Below are 24,512 nucleotides of genomic sequence, written 5' to 3' on the forward strand. Positions count from 1 at the left end.
TGTATGTTTTCTTTTTTTCTCGCTGTCTCTTTCCCCTTTCCCCCCCCCCCCCCCCCCCCCCCCCCCCCCCCCCCCCCCCCCCCCCCCCCCCCCCCAGTCCGGGTCAGCCGATGGTCGTGGTGGTGAACACCGGGCTGGGGTTGGGGAAGCACGCTGTCGGCGCGGTCACGTCGCCGATGATGCTTCCGGCCACGGCCTTGAAGGTCAGGCCGGGGTCGCTGTAGCTGGTGCCGGACAGTTTCGTCTCGATCGTGCCGGAATCGCCCGCCTTGAGATGCGCGGTGATGGTCGGCAGTTCGAAGGTCGAGCCGCCGGCGATCGGGCCGGGGAAGCTCAGGGTCGCGACGCCGTCGGCGACGCTGATCGTCGGCGCGGTGTCGCCGAGGCCGGAACCGCCGGCGAGGTCGGCGCTGACGTAGGTCGAGTTGGCCGGGATGGGGAATTTCAGCGCGAAGGTGTTGATGTTCTTGACCTTGTTGCCGCCCACGTCGCTCGGGACGGTGTTGGGCGCGGGGTCGATGACGACGTCGAACGCGCCGCCGGGCGCGACCGTCGCGGGCGCGGTGACGTCGGCGTTCTGGGTCAGCGACACCTGCTGCGGGCCGACTACCGGAGCGTCGGCCTGGCAGTCGAAGGTGACGGCGGTCGCGGCGGACGCCGGGGCCGCGAAGGCGAGCGGGAGAGCGGCGACCGCCGTCAGCGCGGCCAGCCGGTAAAGATGAGGTGCTTTCATCTGTGTGCTCCTACCTGCGGGTTTCACGGGGGAGAGAGAAAGCTGCGCAGCGATTAGAGAGTTACCGGCAAGTTAAGCAACGCGTCAAGAAGTGACCGTTCACAGGCGCGCACCGTGACAGAGAATGTGAATATTGCTCACCTTGTGGCGGTAGGAGTGGACTGATCGGCCGTTCGGGCCTACCGACAGTGGACCGACAGGGCGAGCCGAGCGGGTCAGGCGGCTCGCGCGGTCCGCAGGAGACCGGCCGCCGCGGCGGCGTACCGGCCGATCACGACGTCGGCCACGCGCGGGTCGTCCGCGAGCGGCTCGGCGATGAACGCGCCCGGGTCGGCGTCGCGGGCCAGCGAGGCGATCCGGTCCGGCAGCAGGCCGGGAGCCAGGAACCACGACGCCACCACGAGATGCCGGACGCCCCGGTCGCGCAGGCGAGCGGCGGCGGTCGGGATGTCCGGCTGCGTGGCGCTGGCGAACGCCTCGCTCACCGGGAGTCCGAGCTGCTTTTCCCAGCGGGCGGCCAGTCCGGCGACGACAGCGTTGGCCTCGGGGTTGGAGGAACCGACCGCGCTGAGCAGGATCCCGGTTCCGCCGCGGCGGCGCGCTGCGGCGAGCCGGTCGAGGGCGACGGCTTCGAGGGCCGGGTCGGCGCCGAGGACGTCCGAGCACTGGATGCGAAACCCGGGGCATTCCGCGGTCACCTCGTCGACCAGCGCGGGAAGGTCGACCCGGGCGTGGAAAGCGCTGCCCAGCAGCAACGGCACGACGACCGCCGAGCGGTGCCCCCGTGCGTACAGCCCGCGCAGCACGTCGGTGACGCGCGGCTCCGACAGGTCGAGGAACGACTCGTGCACGTCCAGCCCCGGCGCCTGCGCACGGACGACGTCGACCAGCGCCCGCACCGTCGCGGAGGAGCGGGGATCGCGACTGCCGTGTGCGACGGCGACCAGGGGCGGCGTCACGAGAACCGCTCTCCGACGAGACCGGCGGCGAGGGTGTCGCCGTCCTTCGGGTCGATCACCAGGAACGCGCCGGTGCGCGGGCTGACACCGTAGTCGTCCACCGGCAGCGGCTCGGCCAGTTGCAGGCTGACGCTGCCGATGTCGTTGAGTTCCAGGCTTTCCGGGGAGTCCACACTGGACAGTGTCTGCTCGTCGAACCGGGCGTGCAACTCGGTGGCGAGCCCCTGCACGGTCCGGGTGCCGTGTTTGATCAGCACCCGTGCGCCGGTTTTGAGCGGCTTCGAGGACAGCCAGCACAGCGTGCCGGTGATCTCGTCAGCGACTTCCGGCGGCGCGTCGGCGGCCGCGATGAGGTCGCCGCGGCTGATGTCGATGTCGTCGGCGAGCAGCAGGGTCACCGAGGTTCCGGCGCCTGCTTCTTCCAGCGGCCCGTCCGCGGTGTCGATGCGCTCGACCCGGCTGCGGATCCCGTGCGGCTGCACGACGATCTCGTCGCCGGGACGCACCGTGCCCGCCGCGATCTGACCGGCGTAGCCGCGGTAATCCGGGTACTCCGGCGTGCGCGGGCGGATCACGTACTGCACCGGGAACCGCAGCGCGGAATCGTGCGGATCCGGTGCCACCGGAACGTTTTCGAGGTGCTCCAGCAGCGACGGCCCGTCGTACCACGGGGTTCGCTCAGACCGGCTGGCCACGTTGTCGCCGACCAGCGCGGAAACCGGGATGGCGACGACGGACGCCGGGTCGTAACCGAGAGATTCCGCGTGCGCGGTGAACTCCTTGGCGATCACGCCGAAGGTGTTCTCGTCATAGCCGACGAGGTCGATCTTGTTCACCGCCAGCACCAGCTGCGGCACGCCGAGCAGCGCGAGCACGGCCGCGTGCCGCCGGGTCTGCTCGACCACCCCGTTGCGTGCGTCGACCAGCAGCACCGCGAGCTGCGCGGTGGACGCGCCGGTGACCGTGTTGCGCGTGTACTGCACGTGCCCCGGGGTGTCGGCGAGCACGAAAGACCGCTTCGGCGTGGCGAAATACCGGTACGCGACGTCGATCGTGATGCCCTGCTCGCGCTCCGAGCGCAGGCCGTCGACGAGCAGCGAAAGGTCCGGAGTGGACAGTCCTTTGTCGACGGACGCGCGGGTGACCGCGTCGAGCTGGTCGGCGAGGACGGACTTGGTGTCGTACAGCAGCCGCCCGACCAGCGTGGACTTGCCGTCGTCCACGCTGCCCGCGGTGGCCAGCCTCAGCAGGCTCGACATCAGAAGTAGCCCTCCCGTTTGCGGTCTTCCATGGCCGCCTCGGACATCCGGTCGTCGGCGCGGGTGGCGCCGCGTTCGGTGAGCCGCGAAGCCTGCACCTCGGCGATGACTTCCTCCACAGTGGACGCCGTGGATTCGATCGCGCCGGTGCACGAACCGTCACCGACGGTCCGGTAGCGCACGCTCAGCTCGCGCACCTCCTCGCCGGGCCGCGGTCCGCCCCACGGGCCCTCGCTGAGCCACATGCCGTCGCGCTGGTAGACCGCGCGCTGGTGGGCGTAGTAAATCGAAGGCAGCTCGACCTTCTCGCGGGCGATGTAGTTCCACACGTCGGCCTCGGTCCAGTTGGACAGCGGGAACACGCGGACCTGCTCGCCCGGACGGTGCCGCCCGTTGTAGAGGTTCCACAGCTCCGGCCGCTGGCGGCGCGGCTCCCACTGGCCGAAAGCGTTGCGCAGGCTGAAGATCCGCTCCTTCGCGCGCGCCCGTTCCTCGTCGCGGCGGCCGCCGCCGAAGACCGCGTCGAACTTGTTCTCCGCGATCGTCTCCAGCAGCGGCGTGGTCTGCAGCGGGTTGCGCAGGCCGTCGGCGCGCTCCTCGAGCCTGCCGTCGTCGATCCAGTCCTGCACCTTCGCGACGACCAGTCGCAGCCCGTGCTTTTCGACGACGCGGTCGCGGAACTCGAGGACCTCGTCGAAGTTGTGCCCGGTGTCCACGTGCAGCAGCGGGAACGGCACCGGCGCGGGCCAGAAGGCCTTGATCGCCAGGTGCAGCATCAGCGTCGAGTCCTTGCCGCCGGAGAACAGGATCACCGGCCGGTCGAACTCGCCCGCGACCTCGCGGAAGATGTGGATGGCCTCGGATTCGAGGGCGGCCAGGTTGTCCACCGCGGCGTCGGCGGCCGGTTCCAAGGTCGTCATGCTTCCTTCCTCAGCCATGCAATCCGCACTCGGTTTTCGCCTGGCCCGCCCACCGGCCGCTGCGCGGGTCCTGCCCCGGCTCGACCTTCGCGGTGCACGGCGCGCAGCCGATCGAGAGGTAGCCGATCGACACCAATGGGTTCTCCAGGATCCCGTTCTCGTGCAGGTAGCCGTTGAACTCCTCGTCCGTCCACGCCGCGATCGGGTTGATCTTCACCAGGCCGTTGCGCTCGTCCCAGGTGACGATCGGCGTGTTCGCGCGCGTCGGCGCGTCCACCCGGCGCACGCCGGTGACCCACGCCGAGTACTTGCCGAGCGTCTGGCGCAGCGGCACGACCTTGCGCAGGAAACAGCACTGGCCGGGATCGCGTTCGTGCAGTTTCGGCCCGTACTCCGCGTCCTGCTCGGCGACGCTCTGCTCGGCCTGGGCGTTGACGATCCGCACGTCCGGGTACACCGTCTGCACCGCGTCGCGCACGCCGAGGGTTTCGGCGAAGTGGTAGCCGGTTTCCAGGAACAGCACGTCCACCGCGGGCTTGACCTTCGTGACGAGGTCGATCAGCACCGCGTCCTGCATGTTCGACGCCACGATGAAGTCGTCGCCGAAGGTCTCGGCCGTCCAGCGCAGCGCCTCTTCGGCGGTCGCCTCGGCCAGTTCCTTCTCGGCGCGTTCGGCCAGCGCCCGGTAATCCGCCACCGCGGTCACTGCAGCACCCCTTCGTCCGCCCGCAGCGCCCACTGCGGGAACCGTTCGCCCGGCTCGCGGCCCGCGACGTACGCGCGGACCACGCGTTCCACGTACTCGACCAGTTCGCCCGCGGTGACCTTGTGCCCGCGCAGCTTCCGGCCGAACCCGGCGTCGAGGCCGAGCCCGCCGCCGAGGTGCACCTGGAAGCCCTCGACCTGGTTGCCGTCGGCGTCGGTGACGATCTGGCCCTTGAGCCCGATGTCCGCGGTCTGCACGCGGGCACACGAGTTGGGGCAGCCGTTGAGGTGCACCGTCACCGGCGTTTCCAGCTGCGCGTTGATGTCCGCGAGCGATTTCTCCAGATCTGTCACCAGCTGCTGCGCGCGCACCTTCGTTTCGACGATCGCGAGCTTGCAGAACTCCAGCCCGGTGCACGCCATCACGCTGCGCCGCCACGGCGACGGCTTGGTCTGCAGGCCCAGTTCGGCCAGTTCCGCTTGCAGCGCGGGGAGTTTCGCCTCGGGGACGTCGAGAACGACCAGCTTCTGGTGCGGGGTCAGCCGCACCCGCCGCGATCCGGCGCGCTCGGCCGCGTCGGCGACCGCGACCAGCGTGCTGCCCGAGACGCGTCCGGCGATCGGCGCGGCCCCGACGTAGTAGTTGCCGTCCTTTTGCCGGTGCACGCCGACGTGGTCGACCGGGGTCGCGGGGTTTTCCGGCGGCGGGCCGTCGATCAGCTTCCGCTTGAGGTACTCGGTTTCGAGGACCTCGCGGAATTTTTCGATGCCCCAGTCCTTGACCAGGAACTTCAGCCGGGCCCGCGAACGCAGCCGCCGGTAGCCGTAGTCGCGGAAGATCGAGACGACCCCGGCCCACACCTCGGGCACCTCGTCGAGCGGCACCCACGCGCCGAGCCGCTGCGCGAGCATCGGGTTCGTGGACAGCCCGCCGCCGACCCACAGGTCGAGGCCGGGTCCGTGCTCGGGGTGGTCGACGCCGACGAAGGCGATGTCGTTGATCTCGTGCACGATGTCCGGCAGCCCGGAGATCGCGGTCTTGAACTTGCGCGGCAGGTTCGCGAACTGCGGGTCGCCGATGTAGCGGCTGAGGATCTCGTCGATTGCCGGGGTCGCGTCGAGCACCTCGTTCTCGGCTATGCCGGCGACCGGCGAACCGAGCACGACACGCGGGCAGTCGCCGCACGCCTCGGTGGTGGTCAGGCCGACGTTCTCCAGCCGGGACCAGATGGAGGGCACGTCCTCGATCTGGATCCAGTGGTACTGGATGTTTTGCCGGTCGCTGATGTCGGCGGTGTCGCGCGCGTGCTGCTGCGAGATCTCGCCGACCACCCGCAGCTGCTCGGTGGTGAGCGCGCCGCCGTCGATGCGGACGCGCATCATGAAGTAGCGGTCGTCCAGTTCCTCCGGCTCCAGCAGCGCGGTGCGGCCGCCGTCGATGCCGGGCTTGCGCTGGGTGTAGAGGCCGAACCAGCGGAACCGGCCGCGCAGGTCGCCCGGGTCGATCGAGTCGAAACCCCGGTGCGCGTAGATGTTCTCGATCCGCGCGCGGACGTTGAGCGGGCTGTCGTCCTTCTTCGAGCGCTCGTTCGGGTTCAGCGGCTCCCGGTAGCCGAGCGCCCACTGACCCTCGCCGCGCTTCTGGCGAGTCCGAGGCGTGCGGGCCTTCGCGGGCGTCTCACGCGGGGGTGCGGACATGGAGATCCTCCGGGCGGGGTTGTCGAGGCGGCTCCGGCGGCCTGCGGCGGCGATGGCGCGGGGCTGGGCGGGGCCGGTGGTCCAGGTGGTGGGCTGGGCAGTCGTTGAGCGGGAGTCAGCGAACAGGCGGGCAGAGCGCGCTCGCGACCCGGAGAAGGTCGACGTGGCGGCGCGCCACGAGAAGGACACCGGCTGGACTCACCGGCTCAGATTGCCACGCGGGCCGAACGTCGTCCAAGGGCGTCCGGATCGTGGGAGAAGGCTCACTCGAGGGGTGCGAAACCGCGCTGGATGTGCATCGGCCGGGCCATCTGCCAGGTGTTTCCCGTACTTCGGACTCCTAGTGAGACAGTACTGGCCGCGTGCTGGCGAAGACGGCCGCGCGTGCCGCATCGTTCGGCGGCCGAACTTTCCTCCGGGTGGCGCAGGGGCGCGCGGGAGCCGTGGCGCGGCGGGGGAGAATGGACGTCGTGCCTGTTCCCGACACCCACCGTCCTCCCGCCGGACTGCCCGAGACCGCGCTCGCCGGCCTCGGCACCCGTCCGTTCGGCGTGTACGTCCACGTGCCGTTCTGCGCGACCCGCTGCGGTTACTGCGACTTCAACACCTACACCGCGGGCGAGCTGGGCACCGCCGCCTCGCCGCGGTCGTGGCTGGACGCGTTGCGGCGCGAGCTGGAGCTGGGCGCGGAGATCCTCGGCAACGCGCCGCGGGCGGAGACGGTGTTCGTCGGCGGCGGGACGCCGTCCATGCTCGGCGCGGACGGGCTGGCCGAGGTGCTCGACGGCGTCCGGTCGGTGTTCGGGCTCGCCCCGGGCGCGGAGGTGACGACCGAATCGAACCCGGAGTCCACTTCGCCGGAGTTCTTCGCGGGCATCCGTGACGCGGGTTACACCCGGGTGTCGCTGGGCATGCAGTCCGCGGCCAGGCACGTGTTGAAGGTGCTCGACCGCGTGCACACGCCCGGCCGTCCGGTCGACGCCGCCCGCGAAGCCCGGGCCGCCGGGTTCGAGCACGTCAACCTCGACCTTATTTACGGCACGCCGGGGGAGCGCGTCGAAGACCTGCGCGCGTCGCTCGACGCGGTGTTGTCCGCTGGCGTCGATCACGTGTCGGCGTACGCGCTCATCGTGGAGGACGGCACCGCGCTGGCCCGGCGGGTGCGCCGCGGCGAGCTGCCCGCCCCGGACGACGACACGCTGGCCAGCTACTACGAACTGATCGACTCCGTCCTCGCCGGTGCGGGCCTGACCTGGTACGAGGTGTCGAACTGGGCGAGCGACGAGGCCGCGCGGTGCCGCCACAACCTCGGCTACTGGCGGGGCGGCGACTGGTGGGGCGCCGGACCGGGCGCGCACAGCCACGTCGGCGGCGTGCGGTGGTGGAACGTCAAGCATCCGGCGAAGTACGCCAGCTTGCTCGCCCAGCGGCAGAGCCCGGAGGCCGATCGCGAGGTGCTCACCGACGAGGACCGGCACCTGGAGCGGATCATGCTGGAGCTGCGGATCTCCGACGGCCTGGCGGTGTCCGCGCTCGACGAGGCCGGGCTCGGGCAAGCCCGGGAGGCCGCCGCGGAGGGGCTGCTCGAAGTGTCCGATTTGGACAGTGGGCGCGCGGTGCTCACCGATCGGGGGCGGCTGCTCGCGGACGCCGTGGTCCGCAGGCTGGCCGGCTGATTTTCCGGTTCAGGGCCGTTCGAGGAAGATTTCTCTGAGCACGGTCGCGAACGACTGCAGTTCGATCTGCCGTTTCTTCGCGGCCTCCTGGTTCTTGATTTCGTCGGACCGGGTGTTTCCCAGGGTTTCGATGAGGACGACGTTCATCGCGGGGCGGTTGCCTGCCGCCCGGGAGCCGTACATCCCGAACGTCACGCCTTCCTGATGCGGCACCGACTGCGTCGGATAGGTGACGCTGCCCCGCTCGTTCAGCGGGGCGCGCGCCCCTCCGGCGATCGCCTGTTCGCCCATCGCCCGGGTCAGCGCGAGATCGTCCCCTTCCGGAACCGCCGCGGCTCCGGCGCTGGCCGCGACGGCGGGCTGGTCGTGACCGGGCCGCGGGTCGGTGGACACGCCCGCGTTGGGTCCGCCGGTCACGCCGTGGACCATGGCGATGCGCTCCGGGCGGAAGCGGTCGATCAGATCGAGCAGCACCAGGTTTTCCGGCAGGATCGGCCGGTTCTGGGCGTCGAGCGGCCGGTGCTGCCGGTCGACCGGGGCGGTGCTGTCCGGCCGGACGGGGTCGTCGTTCGCGTCGATCGGTCCCTGGTGCTCGTCGACTCTGCTGCTGACCACCTTTCCGCGCTCGGGGAGATTCCGGTTGGGGTCGATGCCGCCCGGCGATTGCCGGCTGCGGACCGCGTAGTTCGCGGGGAACAACGTGGGCACGACGATGACACTGAACGCGGGTACGCGTGGTTTGCCCTGGCTGTCCGGCGTCCGCAGGATCCGCAGCAGCATTTCGACCACCTGGATCCCGGCGGCTTCGCTGCCGTGCACGCCGCCGACGATCATGGCGTGGCGGCTGGTTCGCCCGGGGAAGTAGAACGCCTGGATCGGGTTCGGGCCGTGGCCGACGTCGAAGCGCGCTTCGATGTTGCCGGGTTCGGCTTTCCACTGGCCTTGGCTCGCCCGGCGCTCCCGTTCGGCGAAGGCTGCGGCCGTCCAACGGGGCTCCGCGCCGTGCGCGGCCAGTTCCCGGGCCAGCCAGCGATCGTCGGTGTCGCCGGGAAAGTTGCGGTCGATCCAGGGGCCGAGGTCCCGATCCTGGCCGACCGGACCCCGAGCCCGTAGTTTGTCGAAAACGCTGGCCTTGCCGCCAGTGCGCAGGTCGGTCGTCAACTCGTCGGTCAGCGGGCTTCGGCGGAGCACCACCGGACCCGTGGAGACCGGAATTCGTCCGCCCGCGGCAACTTGGCGCGCGTCGCGTTCGGCGCTGTCACCGGTCGCGCCGATCCGCAGGTCCGCTGGGGCGGGTACGGCTGGCTGCTGCTGGGTGTGGGCGAGTTCGTGGGCCAGCAGACGACGGCCCTCGGCGGAGCGCGGCTGGTATCGGCCAGTGCCGAACACGATGTGCTGGCCGACCGTGTAGGCAGCGGCGTTGACCGCTGCGGCGGATTCGGCGGCGCGCGGGTCCGTATGCACCCGGACTCCGCTGAGGTCCCAGTCCGCTTTGGCGCCCATGACGGCTTGGGTGTCCTGGGCGAGCGGCTGGCCAGGAGAGTTCAGGACCTCGTGCACGATCGGCGGCGCGGTGGCGTCTGCGGTGTTCCGCCGCGATGCCGCGGCAAAGGACCCATCCATGACATCGCCCCACAACAGTGCCGACGCAATAGACCGCCAGCTTCCCGGCAGGCCGTCACCGCGGCGTCACCGATCCGGGCGGCTGACGCCGCTGAACCGGTGAGGGCGGCGTGAATTTTCGCCCGCCGGGCATAAATCCGTTCGATCGTTTGTTGGGCTAACCATACGAGCGAGGGAGAACGCGTATGCCGCAAGCGGTCAGATACGGCGAACACGGCGGGATCGAAGTGCTCCAGCTGGCCGAAGTGCCCCGGCCGGCGCCGGAATCCGGGCAGGTGCTCGTTCAGGTCCGGGCCGCGGGGATCAATCCGGGGGAAACGAAGATCCGGGTCGGCGCACTGGCCGACCGCTGGCCGTCCACCTTCCCGTCCGGGCAGGGCAGCGACCTGGCCGGGGTCGTGGCCGAGCTGGGCGAGGGCGTCGAGGAAATCCAGGTGGGCGACGAGGTCGTCGGCTTCGTGCACACCCGTTCCAGCCACGCCGAGTACGTGCTCGTCCCGGCGGAGCACCTCGTCCCGAAGCCGAGCGGGCTGTCGTGGGAAGTGGCGGGCGGTCTGTTCGTCGCCGGAACCACCGCGTACGCAGCGGTCGGGGCGGTGTGCCCGCGCGAGGGCGAGACGGTCGTCGTGTCCGGGGCTGCCGGCGGGGTCGGTTCGCTGGCCGTGCAGCTGGCGAAGCTCACCGGCGCGACCGTGATCGGCATTGCCAGCGAAGCGAACCACGAATGGCTGCGCGAGCACGATGTCGTCCCGATCGCGTACGGCGAAGGGCTCGAAGAGAGGCTCCGCGAGCTGACCGGCGACCAGGTGCACGCGTTCATCGACACCTACGGCGAGGGTTACGTCGAACTCGCCTTGCGGCTGGGCGTCTACCCCGGCCGGATCGACACAGTGGTCGACTTCGCCGCCGCCGAGAAGTACCGGGTGAAGACCGAGGGCAACATCGCCGGAGCGAGTGCCGAGGTGCTGCGCGACCTCGTCGCGTTGGCGGACAAGGGATTGCTCGACGTCCCGATCGCCGCGACGTACCCGCTGGCCGAGGTCAAGGCCGCCTATCGCGAGCTGGAACAGGGCCACACGCGCGGAAAGATCGTGCTCACTTTCTGACCATCGCCGCCAGCCCCGCCACGAACGCCTCCAGGGCGAATTCGAGCCGGGGCTGGCTGGTTTCCGCGGTGAAGAACTCGCCAGCCCGCAACAAATTCGGGAACGCGCTCGCGGGCAGCGAGCGCATGTAGTCGGCCATCTGCCGCCCGCGCTCGCCCATTTTCTCCGGGTCGTACTCGCCGAACGTCCAGCCGCTCGCTTCGTAGGCGAAAGCCTTGGCGTACGTGCTCAGCGCGTCCCCAGCGAACACCGCCTGCCGCAGATCCAGGCCTCCCGCGCGCAGCAATTGGAGCATGACTTCGCCCTGCCGCAAGGAATTCGGCGTGACCGGGATCGGTGTCTGCCACGCGACCTTCGCGATGCCCGGATACGCCATCATCGCCCGGATCTGGTGCCCCACTTGCTCTTTGACCTGTTCGGTCCACCGCTGGGGATCCGGTTCCGGGCACGGCACCTCGCTCAAGGCCGCGTCGAGCATCAGCTCGTCGAGTTCCTCTTTGTTGGCCACGTACGCGTAAAGCGACGCGGGCCCGGTCTCCAGCTGTTGCGCGACCCGGCGCATGGAGACGGCGTCGATGCCCTCGGCGGCGAGGATTTCCAGCGCGGTTTTCACGATCAATTCCTGCGACAGCATCTGCTTCGCGGCGCGCCGGCGCGGGCTCGGCGTCCGCCGCCAGGGCGGGGGCGGTGCGGTCATGCCCGAAGCCTAGACGAGCCCCGACCTTGACGCGAACGGCGTTCGTGAGTACAACTGGCCTCGTACGCGAACGACGTTCGTTAAGGAGAAACAGCATGGCACAGCGTGAAGAAGTCCTGTCCGTTCTCAGCCGCCTCGTCGACGCCTGGAACAGCGGCGACGCGGACGCCTACGGGAACCTGTTCACCGAAGACGCCGATTACGTGACGTTCTTCGGGCTCCGGTTCACCGGCCGCCAGGCCATCGCGGATTCGCACCGGGAGCTGTTCCAGGGACCGCTGAAAGGCTCGAAGCTCGCCGGTTTCGGCGAACCGCGGGTGCGGTTCCTGCGGGACGATGTCGCGGTCGTCGTGGCCGGCGGAGGTTCGTCGCTGACCGGAGGCGACGACCCGGCCGCGGAAGGCCGCGAAAGCACACTGACCTACGTCCTGGTGCGCGGGGACGAGGGCTGGCAGATCACCGCGTTCCAGAACACGCGGGTGTCGAAGCCGTGGGAAGCATGAGAACGATCGTCGAGGTCTCCGGCGTCGTCCCCGCCGCGCCCGCGGACGTGTTCGCGCGGCTGGAAAAGCAGTTGACCGCCTCGGACTATCCGATGAGGCTGGAAGTGGACCGCGAACGCCGGTTCCTCGCCGCGCAGGGCGGCTGGTGGTACCGCGGGGAGTACGAGGTCGCCGTCGATCCGGCCGGATCCCGTGTCACGCACCGGGTCCGGAACGCCGCGGTCGGGCAGTGGTGGGGTGTGCTGCTGGCGAACCGGTTCTTCGTCGGGTTCCGGGGCCGGGTCGACGAGGGTTTCCGGGCAATGCTCGCCGGGCTCGGAGACAGCGGAGCTGGGCGGGGCGGGTGAAGGCGCGTACCGTGGGGGACACGACTTAGGTATACCTTACTGAAACAGGGGTGTTCGATGGCCGAAGGTCCGGCGCGCAAGGGGAGGACCGCGGTGCGGCTGGAGGTGCTGCGCAAGGAGCACCTCACCCCGCACATGATCCGGATCGTGGCGGGCGGCGAAGGGCTGCGGGATTTCCGCCCGAACGAATTCGCCGACGCCTACGTGAAGGTGATCTTCAAGGTGCCCGGGGTGGAGTATCCGGAGCCGTTCGACCTGAACCGGATCCGCGAGGAACTGCCGCGCGAGCACGCGCCGCGGCTGCGCACGTACACCGTCCGCTCGTACGACGAGGCCGCGGGCGAGCTGGTGCTCGATTTCGTGGTGCACGGCGACGAAGGACTCGCCGGGCCGTGGGCGCAGCGCGCACAGCCTGGCGACGAGCTGCTGCTGGCCGGTCCGGGCGGGGCGTACGCGCCGCGCGCCGACGCCGGCTGGCACCTCCTGGTGGGCGACGAATCGGCGTTGCCCGCGATCGCCGCCGCGTTGGAGGCGCTTCCGCCGGGGGCGCTGGCGCACGTCTTCCTGCTCGTGGCGGACGAAGCGGAGCACCAGCCGCTCGTGACGAAGGCCGACGCGCAGGTCACGTGGCTGCACCGCTCGGCGTCCGACGACCTGGTCGCCGCGGTGAAGGCGCTGCCGTGGCCAGACCAGGACGTGCACACGTTCGTCCACGGCGAGGCCGGGTTCGTGCGCGAGCTGCGGCGATACCTGTTCGACGAGCGCGGCGTCGCCCGGGACGCGGTGTCGCTGTCGGGATACTGGCGCGAGGGCAAGAACGACGAGGCCTGGCGCGAGGAAAAAGCGGCGGAGCGGAAAGCGGCCAGTCCGGCGTAAGGTCGCCGCATGGCGACCGAGGTGAAGGTGGAGGCCGATCCGGCCGACGCGGGTTTCGACGGGGCACGGCTGCGGCGGATCGACCGGCATTTCGCCCGGTACGTCGAGGACGGCTTGCTGCCGGGCTTCCTCGCGGTGGTGAGCAGGCACGGCCGGATCGTGCACGTCGCGTCGCACGGCGCGCGGGACGTCGAGGCCGGCGCCCCGGTCGAGACGGACACGATCTGGCGGATCTTCTCGATGACGAAGCCGGTCACCTCGGTGGCGGCGATGACGTTCGTCGAGGAAGGCCTGATCGACCTCACCGACCCGATCTCGCGGTGGCTGCCGGAATTCGCCGAGCCGAGGGTGTACGCGAAGGGTTCGGCGCTGGCTCCGGTCACCGAGCCGGCGACCGAACCGATCCGGTTGTGGCACCTGCTTTCGCACACCGCGGGCCTCACCTACGGCTTCCACCATTCGCATCCGGTCGACGCGATCTACCGGGCCGGCGGATACGAATGGGGGACGCCGCCGGGCTTGGACCTGGCGGAGTGCACCCAGGCGTGGGCGCGGTTCCCGCTCGTGTTCCAGCCGGGAGCCGAATGGAACTACTCGGTGGCCAGCGACGTCCTCGGCCGGCTGGTCGAGGTGCTGGCCGGGAAGCCGCTCGACGAGGTGTTCGCCGAGCGGATCTTCGGCCCGCTGGGCATGACCGACACCGGATTCTGGACTTCGGACACCGACCGCCTGGCAGCGTTGTACCTGCCCGCGCCTCGCACGAACAAGCTGGTCCGCAACGACACCTTCGGCGCTGTCGGCACGTCGCGGCCCACGTGCCTCTCCGGCGGCGGCGGTCTGGTCTCGACGGCGGCGGACTACCACCGGTTCACGCAAATGCTGCTGCGCCGCGGCGAACTCGACGGCACGCGGGTGCTGAGCCCGCGCACCGTGGACCTGATGACGGCCAACCACCTGCCGGGCCATGTCGACTTGGAGGCATATGGCCGTCCGCTGTTCGCGGAGATGCCCTTCGACGGGTACGGATTCGGGCTGGGCTTCTCGGTCCTGATCGACTCGGTGAAGGCGAAAACCCTGTCCACGCCCGGGGAATACGCGTGGGGCGGGGCGGCTTCGACGGCGTTCTGGGTCGATCCGGACGAGGATCTGACGGTGGCGTTCTACACGCAGCTGCTGCCGTCGTCGACCCATCCGATCCGGCAGCAGCTGCGGCAGCTGGTGTATCAGGCGATGGTGGACTGAGCCCGGATCACGCGGTCAGCTTCGGAATCACCTGCGCCCCATACGCGGCCATCGTTTCCTCCCGCTCGTCGTGCATCAAGTACAGCGCGAACTGGTCCACCCCCAGCTCCGCCAGTTCCTCCAGCCGCGCGATGTGCGCAGACGTCGGGCCGAGCAGGCAGAACCGGTCCACGATCTCGTCCGGGACGAACGCGGTCGACGGGTTTCCGGCTCGGCCGTGGTGGGAGTAGTCGTAGCCTTCGCGCTCGCGGATGTAATCGGTCAGCTCGCGCGGCACCGGGCCGGACGAGCCGTAGCGGGCCACCAGGTCCGCCACGTGGTTGCCCACCATTCCGCCGAACCAGCGCAGCTGTTCCCGTTGGTGCGCCAGGTCTTCGCCGACGTACGCCGGGGCCGCGACGCAGATCGTGATCCCGCCGGGGTCCCGCCCGGCGGCGCGGGCGGCGTCGCGGACCGCGCCGATCGTCCAGCGGGCGATCGCCGGATCGGCGCACTGCAGGATGAACCCGTCCGCGTGTTCGCCGACGGTTCGCAGCGCCTTCGGCCCGTATCCGGCCATCCACATTTCCAGCCGCCCGCCGCGGATCCACGGGATGCGGACCGCGGTGTCGTTCATCGTGACCTCGCGGCCCTCGGCGAGATCTTTCACCACGCGCATGCACTCCCGCACGGTGGCCAAAGTGGACGGCGGACGGCCGACCACCCGGTGCGCGGAGTCGCCGCGGCCGATGCCGCACACCGTGCGGTTGCCGAACATGTCGTTGAGCGTCGCGAAAGTCGACGCCATCACCGACCAGTCGCGCGTGCCCGGGCTGGTCACCATCGGCCCCACGACCAGCGCGGACGTCGCTTCGAGGATCCGCGCGTAGATCACGAACGGCTCCTGCCACAGCACGCACGAGTCGAACGTCCAGCCGTACCGGAACCCGGCGTCCTCGGCGGCCTTCATCATCCGCACGACCTCCGCCGCGGGCGGGTCGGTCTGCAGCACGATCCCGAAATCCATCCGACCTTCTTCCCCTCCACCGCCCTCAACGGAGCGGCTTCGCCGCGCTCTGTTCTTTCCGGCTCAATTCAAGTACTGATTGAGTTCGCGAGACAAGAACTTTCCGTGTCCAGGACCACCGTGGAAGCCGTCCGGCGACACCACCACACGGCCACGCGACAGTACAGTGTGGACCTTCCCGGTGAGTGAAAACCCTTCGTACGCCGAGTAATCCACGTTCATGTGGTGCGTTTCCGCGGAAAGCGTCTGCCGCGCGGATGGGTCGTACACCACGATGTCCGCGTCCGAGCCCGCCGCGATCACGCCCTTGCGCGGGTACAGCCCGAACATCCGCGCAGGCGTCGCGGAACACGTCTCGACCCACCGGCCCAGCGAGATCTCGCCTGCGACAACGCCCTGGTGCAGCAGATCCATCCGGTGCTCGACGCCCGGGATGCCGTTCGGGATCGCCCGGAAGTCGCCGCGCCCCAGCTCTTTCTGGTCCTTGAAGCAGAACGGGCAATGGTCGGTGGACACCACGGACAGATCGTTCGTCCGCAATCCGCGCCACAGGTCCGCTTGGTGCGACTTCTCCCGCAGCGGCGGGGAAGCCACGAACTTGGCGCCCTCGAAATCCGGTTTCGCCAGGTCCTCAATGGACAGATAGAGGTACTGCGGGCAGGTCTCGGCGAAGACGTTCTGCCCGTTGTCCCGCGCTTCGGCGACCGCGGCGAGTGCCTGGGCAGCCGACAAATGCACGATGTACAGCGGTGCTCCGGTCACTTGCGCGAGCCGGATCGCCCGCGAGGTCGCCTCGCCTTCCAGTTCGGGCGGCCGGGTGAGCCCGTGCTGCACCGGTTCGGTGTGTCCGGCGGCGACGGCTTGCGCGGCCAGTTCGTCGATCGCGATGCCGTTTTCCGCGTGCATCATGATCGTCGCGCCGATCTCGCGCGCCTGCTGCATGGCGCGCAGGATTTCCCCGTCGGTGGAATAGAAAACGCCCGGGTAGGCCATGAACATCTTGAAACTGCCGACGCCGCCGTCGACGCACGCCCGCATTTCCTTGAGCGAGGAGTCGTTGACGTCCGACACGATCATGTGGAACCCGTAGTCGATCGCGCAATTGCCGTCCGCTTTGGCGTGCCATTTGTCCAGTGTGGACAGCAGAGAGGTTCCCTTGGCCTGCACGGCGAAGTCGATGATCGTCGTCGTCCCGCCCCACGCGGCGGCGATCGTGCCGGTTTCGAAGGAATCGACAGAATGCGTGCCGCCGAACGGCATTTCCATGTGCGTGTGCGCGTCGATGCCGCCGGGCAGCACGTACTTCCCGGTCGCGTCGATCGTTTCGTCGCCGGTCAGCGTGCCGGGCGCGCCGACCGCCGCGATGGTTTCGCCGTCCACGAGCACGTCGGCGACGACCGCGCCGGACGGCGAAACCACTTGCCCGCCGGAGAGCAGGATGCTCATCAGGCCTCCGAGAGGGATCCGTAGGTGTCCGGGCGGCGGTCGCGGTAGAACTGCCACAGATCGCGGACCTCGGCGAGCTTGCCCATGTCGAGATCGCGAACCACGATCTCCTCCTCGGTGTCCGAAGCTGCCTCGCCGACGAGCTGGCCGCGCGGGTCCACAAAGTACGACTGCCCGTAGAAGTCGTTGTCGCCCAACGGCTCGACGCCGACCCGGTTGATCGTGCCCACGTAATACTCGTTCGCCACCGCGGCGGCGGGCTGCTCCAGCCGCCACAGGTATTCCGACAGCCCGCGGCTCGTCGCCGACGGGTTGAACACGATCTGCGCCCCGGCCAGTCCGAGCGCGCGCCAGCCTTCGGGGAAGTGCCGTTCGTAGCAGATGTACACGCCGATCCGGCCGACCGCGGTGTCGAAGACCGGATAGCCGAGGTTGCCCGGCTTGAAGTAGAACTTCTCCCAGAATCCCTTCACCTGCGGAATGTGGTTCTTGCGGTGCATTCCGAGGTATTTCCCGTCGGCGTCGATCACCGCCGCGGTGTTGTAGTAGACGCCCGGCTGTTCCTGTTCGTACATCGGCACCACGAGGACCACGCCGTGCCGCTCGGCGACCTCCTGCATGAGCTTCGTGGTCGGGCCGTCCGGGATCGCCTCGGTGTAGGAATAGAAATCCGCGTCCTGCACCTGGCAGAAATACGGGCCGTAGAACAGTTCTTGCAGGCACACCACCTGCGCGCCTTGCGAAGCCGCCTTGCCGACGGCGTCGACCGCGTTCGCGATCATCGACTCCTTGTCGCCCGTCCACCGCTGCTGGATCAAGGCCGCTCGGACCGTGTCAGACACTGGTTTCCTCCTCGTTCCGGTGCGCGTTCACAGGAAGGCTGAGCAGGACGTAGCCGGCGAAAGCGCCGACGAAACCGACTGCCCAGTTGTAGTCGTACAAAGGTTTCAGGAAAGGGATCAGCCCGTCGGCCGGGAACGGCCCGCCGTAGGCGCCGCCGACCGCGAGCACCGCGCCGACCAGGGTCGCGACGAGCGCCCGCCAGTGCCAGCCCGCGGTGAACCAGTACTGCCCGCTCGGCAGGTACAGGTCGGCCAGTTTCAGCCGCGTCCGCTTGACGACCCAGTACCCGGCGACGAGCACCCCGGCGACGGCGCCGAGCAGGCCGCCGTAGAAGCCGAGCCAGGCGAAAATGTAGATGTCCGGGTCGGAGTAGAGCCGCCACGGCTGGATCAGGACGCCGATCACGCCGGTGATCAGCCCGCCGAGCGCGAAGGTGATCCGCTTCGGGAAGGCGTTGGAGAAATCGTAGGACGGGCTGACGACGTTCGCCGCCAGGTTGGCCGAGATCGTCGCCAGCACCAGCGCGACCAGCGCGACGACCACCACGACCGGGCTGGAGAACTTGTCCGCCAGCTGCGCCGGGTCCCAGATGTCCTGCCCGTAGAGCACGTGCCCGCCGGACGTGGTGAGGATGGCGACGATCGCGATGAACGTCATCGTCGTCGGCAGCCCGAGGATCTGCCCGCGCATCTGCTTGCGCTGGCTGCCGCCGAACCGGGTGAAGTCCGGCATGTTCAGCGACAGCGTCGACCAGAACGCGATCATCGCCATCAGCGACGGCGCGAACACCTTCCAGAACCCCGGCCCCCAGCCGAGTTTCCCGGCGTCGTGCAGGATCGGGCCGAGCCCGCCCGCCTTCACCAGCACGTAGCCGAGCATGATCAGGAACCCGACCGACACCAGCGGCGCGGTCCAGTTCTCGAACTTGCGGACCGCTTCCATGCCGCGCCAGATGATCAGCATCTGCAGCAGCCAGAACACCGCGAACGACAGCCACAGCGTCCAGTGCTGCCCGGCGATCACCGCCGAATCGCGCCAGCCGGACCCGGCCAGCCGCCCGACGATCACGTAGATCGCCTCACCGCCCACCCAGGTCTGGATGCCGAACCAGCCGCACGCGATGAACGCGCGCAGCAGCGCGGCGAGGTTCGCGCCGCGCAGGCCGTAGAAAGCGCGAGCGAATACTGGGAACGGGATCCCGTATTTGGTGCCAGCGTGGCTGTTGAGCAGCATCGGCGCGAGCACGATCAGGTTGCCGACGGTGATCGTGATCAGCGCTTGCAGCCAGTTCATGCCGAGCGCGATGAGCGACGCGGCCAGAGCGTAAGACGGGATGTTGTGCAGCATCCGGGTTAAGCAACCCAAGTAGGGGTGATCTTGAAAGTAGCCCTCTGACCTCGGGTGATCGGCGGAAACACCTCGAACTTGGCGACGATCGACGCCACCATGTCTCGTCGCTGCTTGATCGGCAATACCGACCAGTCGCGGACAAGCTCCAGTGCAAGCTTGCGGGGCGGCACAATGGGCGTGACACGCGCGGCAAGGATGGCGCGACGCTTCTGCTCTTCGGCCTCCCGTGCGGCCGTCAGCGGCCCAATGGTGGCGTTGTACGCCGCTACCGGGATCTCGCCGGACAACTTCTGCGTCGTGAGATCGGCCAACTGGCGGTCGAGGTCGATGATGCGGTCTTCGATCTCTTCGACGGAAGTGCGGGCACGCAAACGCTTCTGCTCGATCAGCCGGACCTTGTCGGCCTCGGTGTCGATATCCGAGGCGACCTCCATCCTGAGCCAGTTGAGCAGATAGTCCATCGCCCGCTTGTAGGAGCACGATACGCATCGTACGCTACGCTGCTCCCTCCACACGTTGCACAGGAACGTCATGTATCCATCTCCGTTTGCAATATGCCGGTGCATGGGTCCCGTGCAGTCGCCGCACCGAATCAGTCCAGACAGCGGATGCACCGGGTTGGAGACGCGCGGAGGAGTTCTAACGAACGAGCGCGCAATGCGCGCCTTTTTGTAGGCTTCCCACTTTTTGGGCGTAATTATTGCTTTATGCGCTCCCTTAATCCATTCCATATCGGCGAATTTGGGGACGATGACCTTATCGTTCTCCCAGTAAGTGCGAACTAGAAGACCTGCGGAGAATCCGCTGTCAAGGTAGTACTGGGTTCCGCTCTCCTTCCAGGTGTCTCCGCGCGTGTTCTTGATATCCAACTCGTTGAGGTGCCCGTAGATGTCAGCGATCGAACTTCCCTCAATGTAACTGTCGTACATCCAATCAACATTGTCCCTCACGTCTTCGTCTATTTCGTATCGCTCCAGCTCTCCTTTGGTGGTGATTCGGATGTATCCAAACCTCTTGCCGCCACTCGCGGGAAGACCCTTCGACCGGCGAACATCGTGGGTGGCTTTCCAGTTGTCTCCGATGCCGTCCGATTCCAGTTCGCCGAGGAGGATGGCCATCCCCTTCATGAAGCGGCCCTCTTTGGTGTTCAGGTCGGCTGGCTCGGTGGCCGACACTGCCTGGCCGCCGATCTCCTCGAACAACTGCTCAGCGATTCCCCAATGCTTCTGCCTACGGCTCAGCCGGTTCCATCTCCACAGGACGACGACGTCAGCCTGCTTCTCCTTGATCACGTGCATGGCGTCGTGCACGCCTTTGCGTTTGAACCAGACTCGCCCGCTCTTCTGCTCCCAGATGATGCCGTTCTTGCACTTGCCGTGGTTGACATCCGTGGCGAGTTCCACTCCATGTTCGTCGCACCACTTCTGGCAGGCGCGTCTCTGGATCTCGTCGGAGATCGTCTCCTCGCCCTTCGACTCGTCCGACTGGCGGAGGTAGAAGATCGCGCGACGGGGGGCAGTTGCCTTCAAGCGTCTAGTACTGGGCATCTTGATAGTCCGTAAGGACGAGGTACGCGACAGTGCAACGGGTCGCTTCGTCGCGTGCGTATAGAACCTTCATTGATCCTATTCCGTGTAGTTGATCGTGATCGGCTTCTGTGCAGTGAGATCTGCTTCGCTAATCCAGGTCGTCTTCTCGTTCCTTCCGTTGTGGGTGACAGAGAGCCCGTACATGCCCTCTCCTGCGGGGATGGCTTTCGTAGTGAAGGTGCATCGCTTGATGAGCGATTCCGGACAGGTGGGGGTTACTGCACTGATCACCTGGCGGTTCTTGCCTAGCACGGTCACTTGCAATGCGGAGCCCGTGTTGTGCAGCTCGTCCAGACTGCCGATCCAGTCCAGTTCTCCGCTCGCCGTGAACGTCGCGGGGGTCGTTGAGGCGGTGGCTGAGTTCGGCTGTGCGGGGGAATCGCTGTCCACGACGAGAAACAGCACCAGTGCCACGCAGGCGAGGACAAGCAAGCCCACTGCGGTCAGCAGCATCCTCCGCGAAACGGTGTGCGCCATCCGGTGTCCTTTCTCAACAGATATCGAGTCTCACGAGCGGGGGAACGTGCAAGCGGACCAAGCAGGTCGGCGGGGCCGGGTGCGGAGTCGGCGGACCGGGGTGTGGCGGATGTGTCGGGTGCGTCGGCGGAGGCGAGGGAAGGTCGCTTGACGTTGAGGGAGGATTCTGAGTGACATCCCCGCCACCATCACCATCTCCGCCGTTCGGTCCAGTGGTCTCTGACTTCCCTGTCGTTGTAGGCAGAGAGAACGTTGCAGCGGAGGTGTTCTGCTCCGTTGCGGTCAGCGCCGTCGTCAGCTGGAGCAGAGAAGACTGAGGCGAGGACGGGGAACTGGAAACCGTCGGCGGGGTACTCGGCGACGAAGGGGACGAGTGAGGACCAGGTCCCGCAGGCTGATGCGGAGAGTGAGTCCGGCCCGGAGCGCTGATGTAGGGCATGTGCTGGGTCGGAATGTCGATCACCGTAATCAGACCGACTGTCGAGGCGGCTGCCGTCACGCTGGCAGCCGCCACGATGGTTCCGGTGTGACGCTGAACCGAAAGCAAGAGCGCGCCCAGCAAGCTCAGCGGAGGGACCGCACGCAGCCAACGCTTGCGGTCTCCTGGCGTCTCCTTCCCGGCAGGGCGGGGAATGGATCTTGTCAGTGCGTCCATTCCGGTCATGTAGTCGTCCAGCTTGGACTCAAGCCGCTCGTGCTGCGCGTTTAAACGCTCTATCTGCGCGCGCTGATGCCTGATGGTGCGTCGGTTGTTCGAGGCGACCAGAGCAAGTGCCATCAGGCTTCCAGTCAGCGCAAACAGGCAGACAGTGAGTAGTACATCGCGCATTCAACCGGTGTAGCACGTGTGTTCGGCAGTCGGGTAACGAATTCAAAGCTACATTGCGGAGGACTCCGAACCATCACCCGAATGTCCGATCGTTGCGCGTCGGATGCGGACCATCATGACGCGTTCGGCATGTGTCATTCGTTTGACTCTTACAAGTGCAGCCCAAAGTTCACGCTCCGTGTCATCGAGAAGTTCAAAGTCGCTCGGCTCTGATGGCTGCGGTGGTTGATCAGTCGGCGTGGATTGGAGAGCATCGGGGACTTCCCCTCTGCGGAGAGCCGCAAGAGAGCCGTATGGCATCTTCAAGGCTGCTTCGATCTGCCCTTCCTGCTTGGCCCGGACGGCTTCACCTCTGCGCGCGCGCAACAGCGTCGTCGTCGTCGTTCCTGCCAGCTCCGCAACGGCCTCCCAGGTCAAACCTAGGGGGGCGCGGTACTCGTTCATCCAGTCCTCGACCGTTTTGCGCATTTCCTTCTAGTCCGTTCGTTTGACGGGCATCGGGTCAGTAGTAGCGAGGGCGGCACTGACTGTAGTCCCCATGTTCCGCCACGTCTACGCAGAAGCCATGATCAACGGCTAGTTCCACGCATATGGAACGACCAGGAATGCCCAGAGCTGCGCATATCAAACTGGGAACAGCCAGTTTGTTACCGGTTCGTGACTTGCTTCTGTGAGGAGCCGCACGTACGTTCGGACAGGTGAGAACAGCTTCACCTAGAAGCGACCAGTTACACCAAGACTCACCTAGGATCGACCAGGAACTCGGAAGCCAGGTTGAACCAGATCGGCTTATCTCCCGTGGGGAGGCGATCGGGCGAGCGGCCTACAAGCTCGCACTGGCACGGCAGTACTTGTCGGAAGCCGACCCTCACGAGGCCGCGCTCCGGGCCTATGACCCGGGGTACGGCCCCAGCCTCGCAGAACTCGAAGTGCGCATCAGTTCCCTCAAGTCCTGAGCGCTGATCGACGTGCTGATCAAAGGGAATCTCGCTTAATTGGGCCGAAGGGCAGCTGAGAGACCTAACGAATAAAGGTCCGGCGTCTAGAAACGTCGGGGTCCGTGCGCGAAGCTAAGGTTGAACGATCCAAGCGCACCGACCGGAGGTAGACGCAGTCCCTCCGAAAAACAATCAGGCTGCCGCAGGTCGAGGTTAGAGAGCGTTTAAACGCTCCCTGCGGCATCGCGGAGTTGATCTCTATCCGCGCCAAGGACATCGAGATCGGAGCGTTCCGTGTAACGTCAGAACCAGGTCGAACGACCCGACTATTGACGTGTTGCCACCAGCCCGTTCGAGTCGGGCGAACGCACGCAGGTTTCATGGGCAAGAAGGGATCATGCGGATGCGATCAGACGTACGACGGGTCTTCGACTTTGCCGTGAGCCTTGGTTTCAAGTGCATCCGCGAAACCAACCACTACCTCATGGAGCACCCGACTGCCGGAAAGATCACCATCCCGAAGACTCCATCAGATGCTCGGTCCCTTCAGAACACAATGGCTGACATCAGGCGGGCAACCGGGGTTCGGAACACCACCGGACGGGCGGGGCACTATCAGGTCAAGAAGGGCAGCGGCTACACCCCGATCCAGTCCAAGATGGAGATGGCCGCGAGTCAGATGACTGACTCGTGGCGAGTACAGATCGCGGACATCGACGAACAGCTTGCCTGGATCAAGGCGCACCCGATCGGGAACATGCTCCGAGCGGAGAAACTGGTGCGGCGCAGGCGGGACCTGTGCGACCTGCTCATGAGGAACCACCAGTCAGCCCCGCCGCTGGAGCTGGGCGCGTAGGTTCCACATCACGCAGCCCGAAAGCGAGATGACGCGCCTTGATGTCATCGGCGCAGCTTGACGATCTAGTCAGAATTGATCACGGGTTCCATGCAGGGATGATCGGCCGGGTCGTGCAGATCAGTCCAGACGGCCAGACTGTGCGGCTTCTGCTCAGCGCCAACGATTCGCGGCACTGGTTCATCCTGAGTGCTCTAACACTGTTGTGCCGTCGGCGAATGCTGGCCGCATGAACCGTTTAAACGCTTCCGAAATCCGGAAGAAAGAAAGAGAGTCCAACGTGAGCTTGATTTTCGAAGAGCCTCCCGCTGCTCCGGCGACTGGCGGTCGCGCGCCCTCAGAGAAGTGGGTCAGCATCGCGGAGGCACTGCGGAACGCGGAAGGCAAGTTCGCCCGCGTCGCGCCGCTGGAAGACGAGGAGCCGTTCGACACCGCGTCTAAGGCGAACAGCCTGGCGGCTCGCATTCGCTCCGGCCAGAGTCGCGCCTTCGAGCCCGCTGGCCACTTCGAAGCGGCCGGTCGGCCGATGCCCGACGGCGAAGGGTTCGGCGTGTGGGTTCGCTACGTGGGGGAGAACTTCGACCCGGCCGAGCTGTACGCCAAGGAGCACACCGTGGCCCAGCTGAAGGACGAGGCGCGCGAGCTGGGCCTGCCCGTGTCCGGCACCCGTCTCCAGGTGGCGACCCGCATTCTGGAGGCGCGCGGCGACCTGCCCGGCGACCGCGAAGCCTGATGTCCGACCGTCCCACCGTGGGCCGGATGGTCCACTACGTCTCGCGCGGATCGGCCGACGGGGCCTACAAGCCTGAATGCCGGGCCGCCGTGGTCACGGCT

At 67.4% G+C, this 24,512-nt stretch carries 24 protein-coding genes; 8 read left to right on the forward strand and 16 right to left on the reverse strand.

All coding sequences use genetic code 11. The features are described 5' to 3' along the window. Positions 1-103 precede the first annotated feature (103 nt). The 7 genes from ACZ63D_RS20155 to ACZ63D_RS20185 form a co-directional block, all read right to left on the reverse strand. Complete coding sequence (locus ACZ63D_RS20155) at positions 104-733, reverse strand: cyclase (protein WP_465355836.1); 630 nt, start codon at positions 731-733, stop codon at positions 104-106. 215 nt (positions 734-948) lie between these two features. Further along, positions 949-1,692, reverse strand: a complete 744-nt coding sequence (locus tag ACZ63D_RS20160) for a sirohydrochlorin chelatase (protein ID WP_465355837.1) — start codon at positions 1,690-1,692, stop codon at positions 949-951. Then, positions 1,689-2,951, reverse strand: coding sequence for a sulfate adenylyltransferase subunit 1 (locus ACZ63D_RS20165; protein ID WP_465355838.1), 1,263 nt, complete (start codon positions 2,949-2,951; stop codon positions 1,689-1,691). Before ACZ63D_RS20165 ends, ACZ63D_RS20160 begins: the two co-directional genes overlap by 4 nt. Beyond that, positions 2,951-3,871, reverse strand: coding sequence for a sulfate adenylyltransferase subunit CysD (gene cysD, locus ACZ63D_RS20170; RefSeq protein ID WP_037714927.1), 921 nt, complete (start codon positions 3,869-3,871; stop codon positions 2,951-2,953). The genes ACZ63D_RS20165 and cysD overlap by 1 nt, the downstream gene beginning before the upstream one ends. Positions 3,872-3,881: 10 nt before the next feature. Then, on the reverse strand, positions 3,882-4,577 hold the full coding sequence (locus tag ACZ63D_RS20175) for a phosphoadenylyl-sulfate reductase (protein ID WP_465355839.1): 696 nt from the start codon (positions 4,575-4,577) through the stop codon (positions 3,882-3,884). Continuing rightward, the gene (locus ACZ63D_RS20180) at positions 4,574-6,274 is read right to left on the reverse strand and encodes a nitrite/sulfite reductase (RefSeq protein ID WP_465355840.1); all 1,701 of its coding nucleotides are present in this window, start codon (positions 6,272-6,274) and stop codon (positions 4,574-4,576) included. Before ACZ63D_RS20180 ends, ACZ63D_RS20175 begins: the two co-directional genes overlap by 4 nt. A gap of 115 nt (positions 6,275-6,389) precedes the next feature. Next, positions 6,390-6,476, reverse strand: coding sequence for a putative leader peptide (locus tag ACZ63D_RS20185; RefSeq protein ID WP_465356299.1), 87 nt, complete (start codon positions 6,474-6,476; stop codon positions 6,390-6,392). Between the two features lie 259 nt (positions 6,477-6,735). On the opposite strand from ACZ63D_RS20185, the gene hemW reads away from it, so the two are divergent. Next, on the forward strand, positions 6,736-7,950 hold the full coding sequence (hemW, locus tag ACZ63D_RS20190) for a radical SAM family heme chaperone HemW (protein WP_465355841.1): 1,215 nt from the start codon (positions 6,736-6,738) through the stop codon (positions 7,948-7,950). Positions 7,951-7,959: 9 nt separating this feature from the next. Here the strand turns inward: hemW and ACZ63D_RS20195 are convergent, their stop codons facing one another. Then, complete coding sequence (locus ACZ63D_RS20195; protein ID WP_465355842.1) at positions 7,960-9,573, reverse strand: eCIS core domain-containing protein; 1,614 nt, start codon at positions 9,571-9,573, stop codon at positions 7,960-7,962. A 185-nt stretch (positions 9,574-9,758) separates the two neighbouring features. Here ACZ63D_RS20195 and ACZ63D_RS20200 point away from each other — a divergent pair, with 185 nt between their 5' ends. Next, positions 9,759-10,679, forward strand: a complete 921-nt coding sequence (locus ACZ63D_RS20200) for an NADP-dependent oxidoreductase (protein WP_465355843.1) — start codon at positions 9,759-9,761, stop codon at positions 10,677-10,679. Here ACZ63D_RS20200 and ACZ63D_RS20205 read toward each other — a convergent pair. Continuing rightward, positions 10,669-11,376, reverse strand: coding sequence for a TetR/AcrR family transcriptional regulator (locus tag ACZ63D_RS20205; RefSeq protein WP_465355844.1), 708 nt, complete (start codon positions 11,374-11,376; stop codon positions 10,669-10,671). The genes ACZ63D_RS20200 and ACZ63D_RS20205 overlap by 11 nt on opposite strands. A 95-nt stretch (positions 11,377-11,471) precedes the next feature. On the opposite strand from ACZ63D_RS20205, the gene ACZ63D_RS20210 reads away from it, so the two are divergent. From ACZ63D_RS20210 to ACZ63D_RS20225, 4 genes are read left to right on the forward strand one after another with little or no spacing between them, the layout of a single operon-like run. Next, complete coding sequence (locus ACZ63D_RS20210; protein WP_465355845.1) at positions 11,472-11,879, forward strand: SgcJ/EcaC family oxidoreductase; 408 nt, start codon at positions 11,472-11,474, stop codon at positions 11,877-11,879. Beyond that, on the forward strand, positions 11,876-12,226 hold the full coding sequence (locus tag ACZ63D_RS20215) for a hypothetical protein (RefSeq protein ID WP_465355846.1): 351 nt from the start codon (positions 11,876-11,878) through the stop codon (positions 12,224-12,226). Before ACZ63D_RS20210 ends, ACZ63D_RS20215 begins: the two co-directional genes overlap by 4 nt. A 57-nt stretch (positions 12,227-12,283) precedes the next feature. Next, positions 12,284-13,102, forward strand: coding sequence for a siderophore-interacting protein (locus ACZ63D_RS20220; RefSeq protein WP_465355847.1), 819 nt, complete (start codon positions 12,284-12,286; stop codon positions 13,100-13,102). Between the two features lie 9 nt (positions 13,103-13,111). Then, entirely contained in the window at positions 13,112-14,344 is a 1,233-nt protein-coding gene (locus ACZ63D_RS20225) for a serine hydrolase domain-containing protein (protein ID WP_465355848.1), read from the forward strand. A 7-nt stretch (positions 14,345-14,351) separates the two neighbouring features. Here the strand turns inward: ACZ63D_RS20225 and ACZ63D_RS20230 are convergent, their stop codons facing one another. The 7 genes from ACZ63D_RS20230 to ACZ63D_RS20260 all read right to left on the reverse strand — a co-directional run bounded on the left by ACZ63D_RS20230 (position 14,352) and on the right by ACZ63D_RS20260 (position 22,352). Then, on the reverse strand, positions 14,352-15,350 hold the full coding sequence (locus ACZ63D_RS20230; protein WP_465355849.1) for a TIGR03842 family LLM class F420-dependent oxidoreductase: 999 nt from the start codon (positions 15,348-15,350) through the stop codon (positions 14,352-14,354). Positions 15,351-15,413: 63 nt separating this feature from the next. After that, positions 15,414-16,796 carry a dihydropyrimidinase gene (hydA, locus tag ACZ63D_RS20235; protein ID WP_465355850.1) on the reverse strand — a complete coding sequence of 461 codons (1,383 nt, stop codon included), beginning with the start codon at positions 16,794-16,796 and terminating at the stop codon, positions 15,414-15,416. Then, positions 16,796-17,638 (reverse strand): nitrilase-related carbon-nitrogen hydrolase, encoded by an 843-nt coding sequence (locus tag ACZ63D_RS20240; protein WP_465355851.1) that lies wholly within the window; start codon positions 17,636-17,638, stop codon positions 16,796-16,798. The genes hydA and ACZ63D_RS20240 overlap by 1 nt, the downstream gene beginning before the upstream one ends. Further along, a complete protein-coding gene (locus ACZ63D_RS20245) occupies positions 17,631-18,986 on the reverse strand; it encodes an NCS1 family nucleobase:cation symporter-1 (RefSeq protein ID WP_465355852.1) in 1,356 nt (451 codons plus the stop codon). The genes ACZ63D_RS20240 and ACZ63D_RS20245 overlap by 8 nt, the downstream gene beginning before the upstream one ends. Before the next feature lie 5 nt (positions 18,987-18,991). Next, positions 18,992-20,518, reverse strand: a complete 1,527-nt coding sequence (locus ACZ63D_RS20250) for a recombinase family protein (protein ID WP_465355853.1) — start codon at positions 20,516-20,518, stop codon at positions 18,992-18,994. A gap of 96 nt (positions 20,519-20,614) precedes the next feature. After that, entirely contained in the window at positions 20,615-21,055 is a 441-nt protein-coding gene (locus ACZ63D_RS20255; RefSeq protein WP_465355854.1) for a hypothetical protein, read from the reverse strand. Between the two features lie 877 nt (positions 21,056-21,932). Next, entirely contained in the window at positions 21,933-22,352 is a 420-nt protein-coding gene (locus ACZ63D_RS20260; RefSeq protein WP_465355855.1) for a hypothetical protein, read from the reverse strand. A 1,026-nt stretch (positions 22,353-23,378) separates the two neighbouring features. On the opposite strand from ACZ63D_RS20260, the gene ACZ63D_RS20265 reads away from it, so the two are divergent. Together ACZ63D_RS20265 and ACZ63D_RS20270 are read left to right on the forward strand one after the other, a co-directional pair. Continuing rightward, positions 23,379-23,678, forward strand: a complete 300-nt coding sequence (locus ACZ63D_RS20265; protein ID WP_465355856.1) for a hypothetical protein — start codon at positions 23,379-23,381, stop codon at positions 23,676-23,678. 280 nt (positions 23,679-23,958) lie between these two features. Continuing rightward, positions 23,959-24,411 (forward strand): SAP domain-containing protein, encoded by a 453-nt coding sequence (locus ACZ63D_RS20270; protein WP_465355857.1) that lies wholly within the window; start codon positions 23,959-23,961, stop codon positions 24,409-24,411. Positions 24,412-24,512 lie beyond the last annotated feature (101 nt).

The organism is Amycolatopsis sp. NPDC104775, assembly GCF_055583325.1.

Bases quoted from the DNA above. Each gene is read 5' to 3' on its own strand.
- ACZ63D_RS20155 (WP_465355836.1), bottom strand. From the start codon at position 733: ATGAAAGCACCTCATCTTTACCGGCTGGCCGCGCTGACGGCGGTCGCC.
- ACZ63D_RS20165 (WP_465355838.1), bottom strand. From the start codon at position 2,951: ATGTCGAGCCTGCTGAGGCTGGCCACCGCGGGCAGCGTGGACGACGGC.
- cysD (WP_037714927.1), bottom strand. From the start codon at position 3,871: ATGACGACCTTGGAACCGGCCGCCGACGCCGCGGTGGACAACCTGGCC.
- ACZ63D_RS20180 (WP_465355840.1), bottom strand. From the start codon at position 6,274: ATGTCCGCACCCCCGCGTGAGACGCCCGCGAAGGCCCGCACGCCTCGG.
- hemW (WP_465355841.1), top strand. From the start codon at position 6,736: ATGGACGTCGTGCCTGTTCCCGACACCCACCGTCCTCCCGCCGGACTG.
- ACZ63D_RS20195 (WP_465355842.1), bottom strand. From the start codon at position 9,573: ATGGATGGGTCCTTTGCCGCGGCATCGCGGCGGAACACCGCAGACGCC.
- ACZ63D_RS20200 (WP_465355843.1), top strand. From the start codon at position 9,759: ATGCCGCAAGCGGTCAGATACGGCGAACACGGCGGGATCGAAGTGCTC.
- ACZ63D_RS20205 (WP_465355844.1), bottom strand. From the start codon at position 11,376: ATGACCGCACCGCCCCCGCCCTGGCGGCGGACGCCGAGCCCGCGCCGG.
- ACZ63D_RS20210 (WP_465355845.1), top strand. From the start codon at position 11,472: ATGGCACAGCGTGAAGAAGTCCTGTCCGTTCTCAGCCGCCTCGTCGAC.
- ACZ63D_RS20215 (WP_465355846.1), top strand. From the start codon at position 11,876: ATGAGAACGATCGTCGAGGTCTCCGGCGTCGTCCCCGCCGCGCCCGCG.
- ACZ63D_RS20220 (WP_465355847.1), top strand. From the start codon at position 12,284: ATGGCCGAAGGTCCGGCGCGCAAGGGGAGGACCGCGGTGCGGCTGGAG.
- ACZ63D_RS20225 (WP_465355848.1), top strand. From the start codon at position 13,112: ATGGCGACCGAGGTGAAGGTGGAGGCCGATCCGGCCGACGCGGGTTTC.
- ACZ63D_RS20230 (WP_465355849.1), bottom strand. From the start codon at position 15,350: ATGGATTTCGGGATCGTGCTGCAGACCGACCCGCCCGCGGCGGAGGTC.
- hydA (WP_465355850.1), bottom strand. From the start codon at position 16,796: ATGAGCATCCTGCTCTCCGGCGGGCAAGTGGTTTCGCCGTCCGGCGCG.
- ACZ63D_RS20245 (WP_465355852.1), bottom strand. From the start codon at position 18,986: ATGCTGCACAACATCCCGTCTTACGCTCTGGCCGCGTCGCTCATCGCG.
- ACZ63D_RS20255 (WP_465355854.1), bottom strand. From the start codon at position 21,055: ATGGCGCACACCGTTTCGCGGAGGATGCTGCTGACCGCAGTGGGCTTG.
- ACZ63D_RS20260 (WP_465355855.1), bottom strand. From the start codon at position 22,352: ATGCGCAAAACGGTCGAGGACTGGATGAACGAGTACCGCGCCCCCCTA.
- ACZ63D_RS20265 (WP_465355856.1), top strand. From the start codon at position 23,379: ATGGCTGACATCAGGCGGGCAACCGGGGTTCGGAACACCACCGGACGG.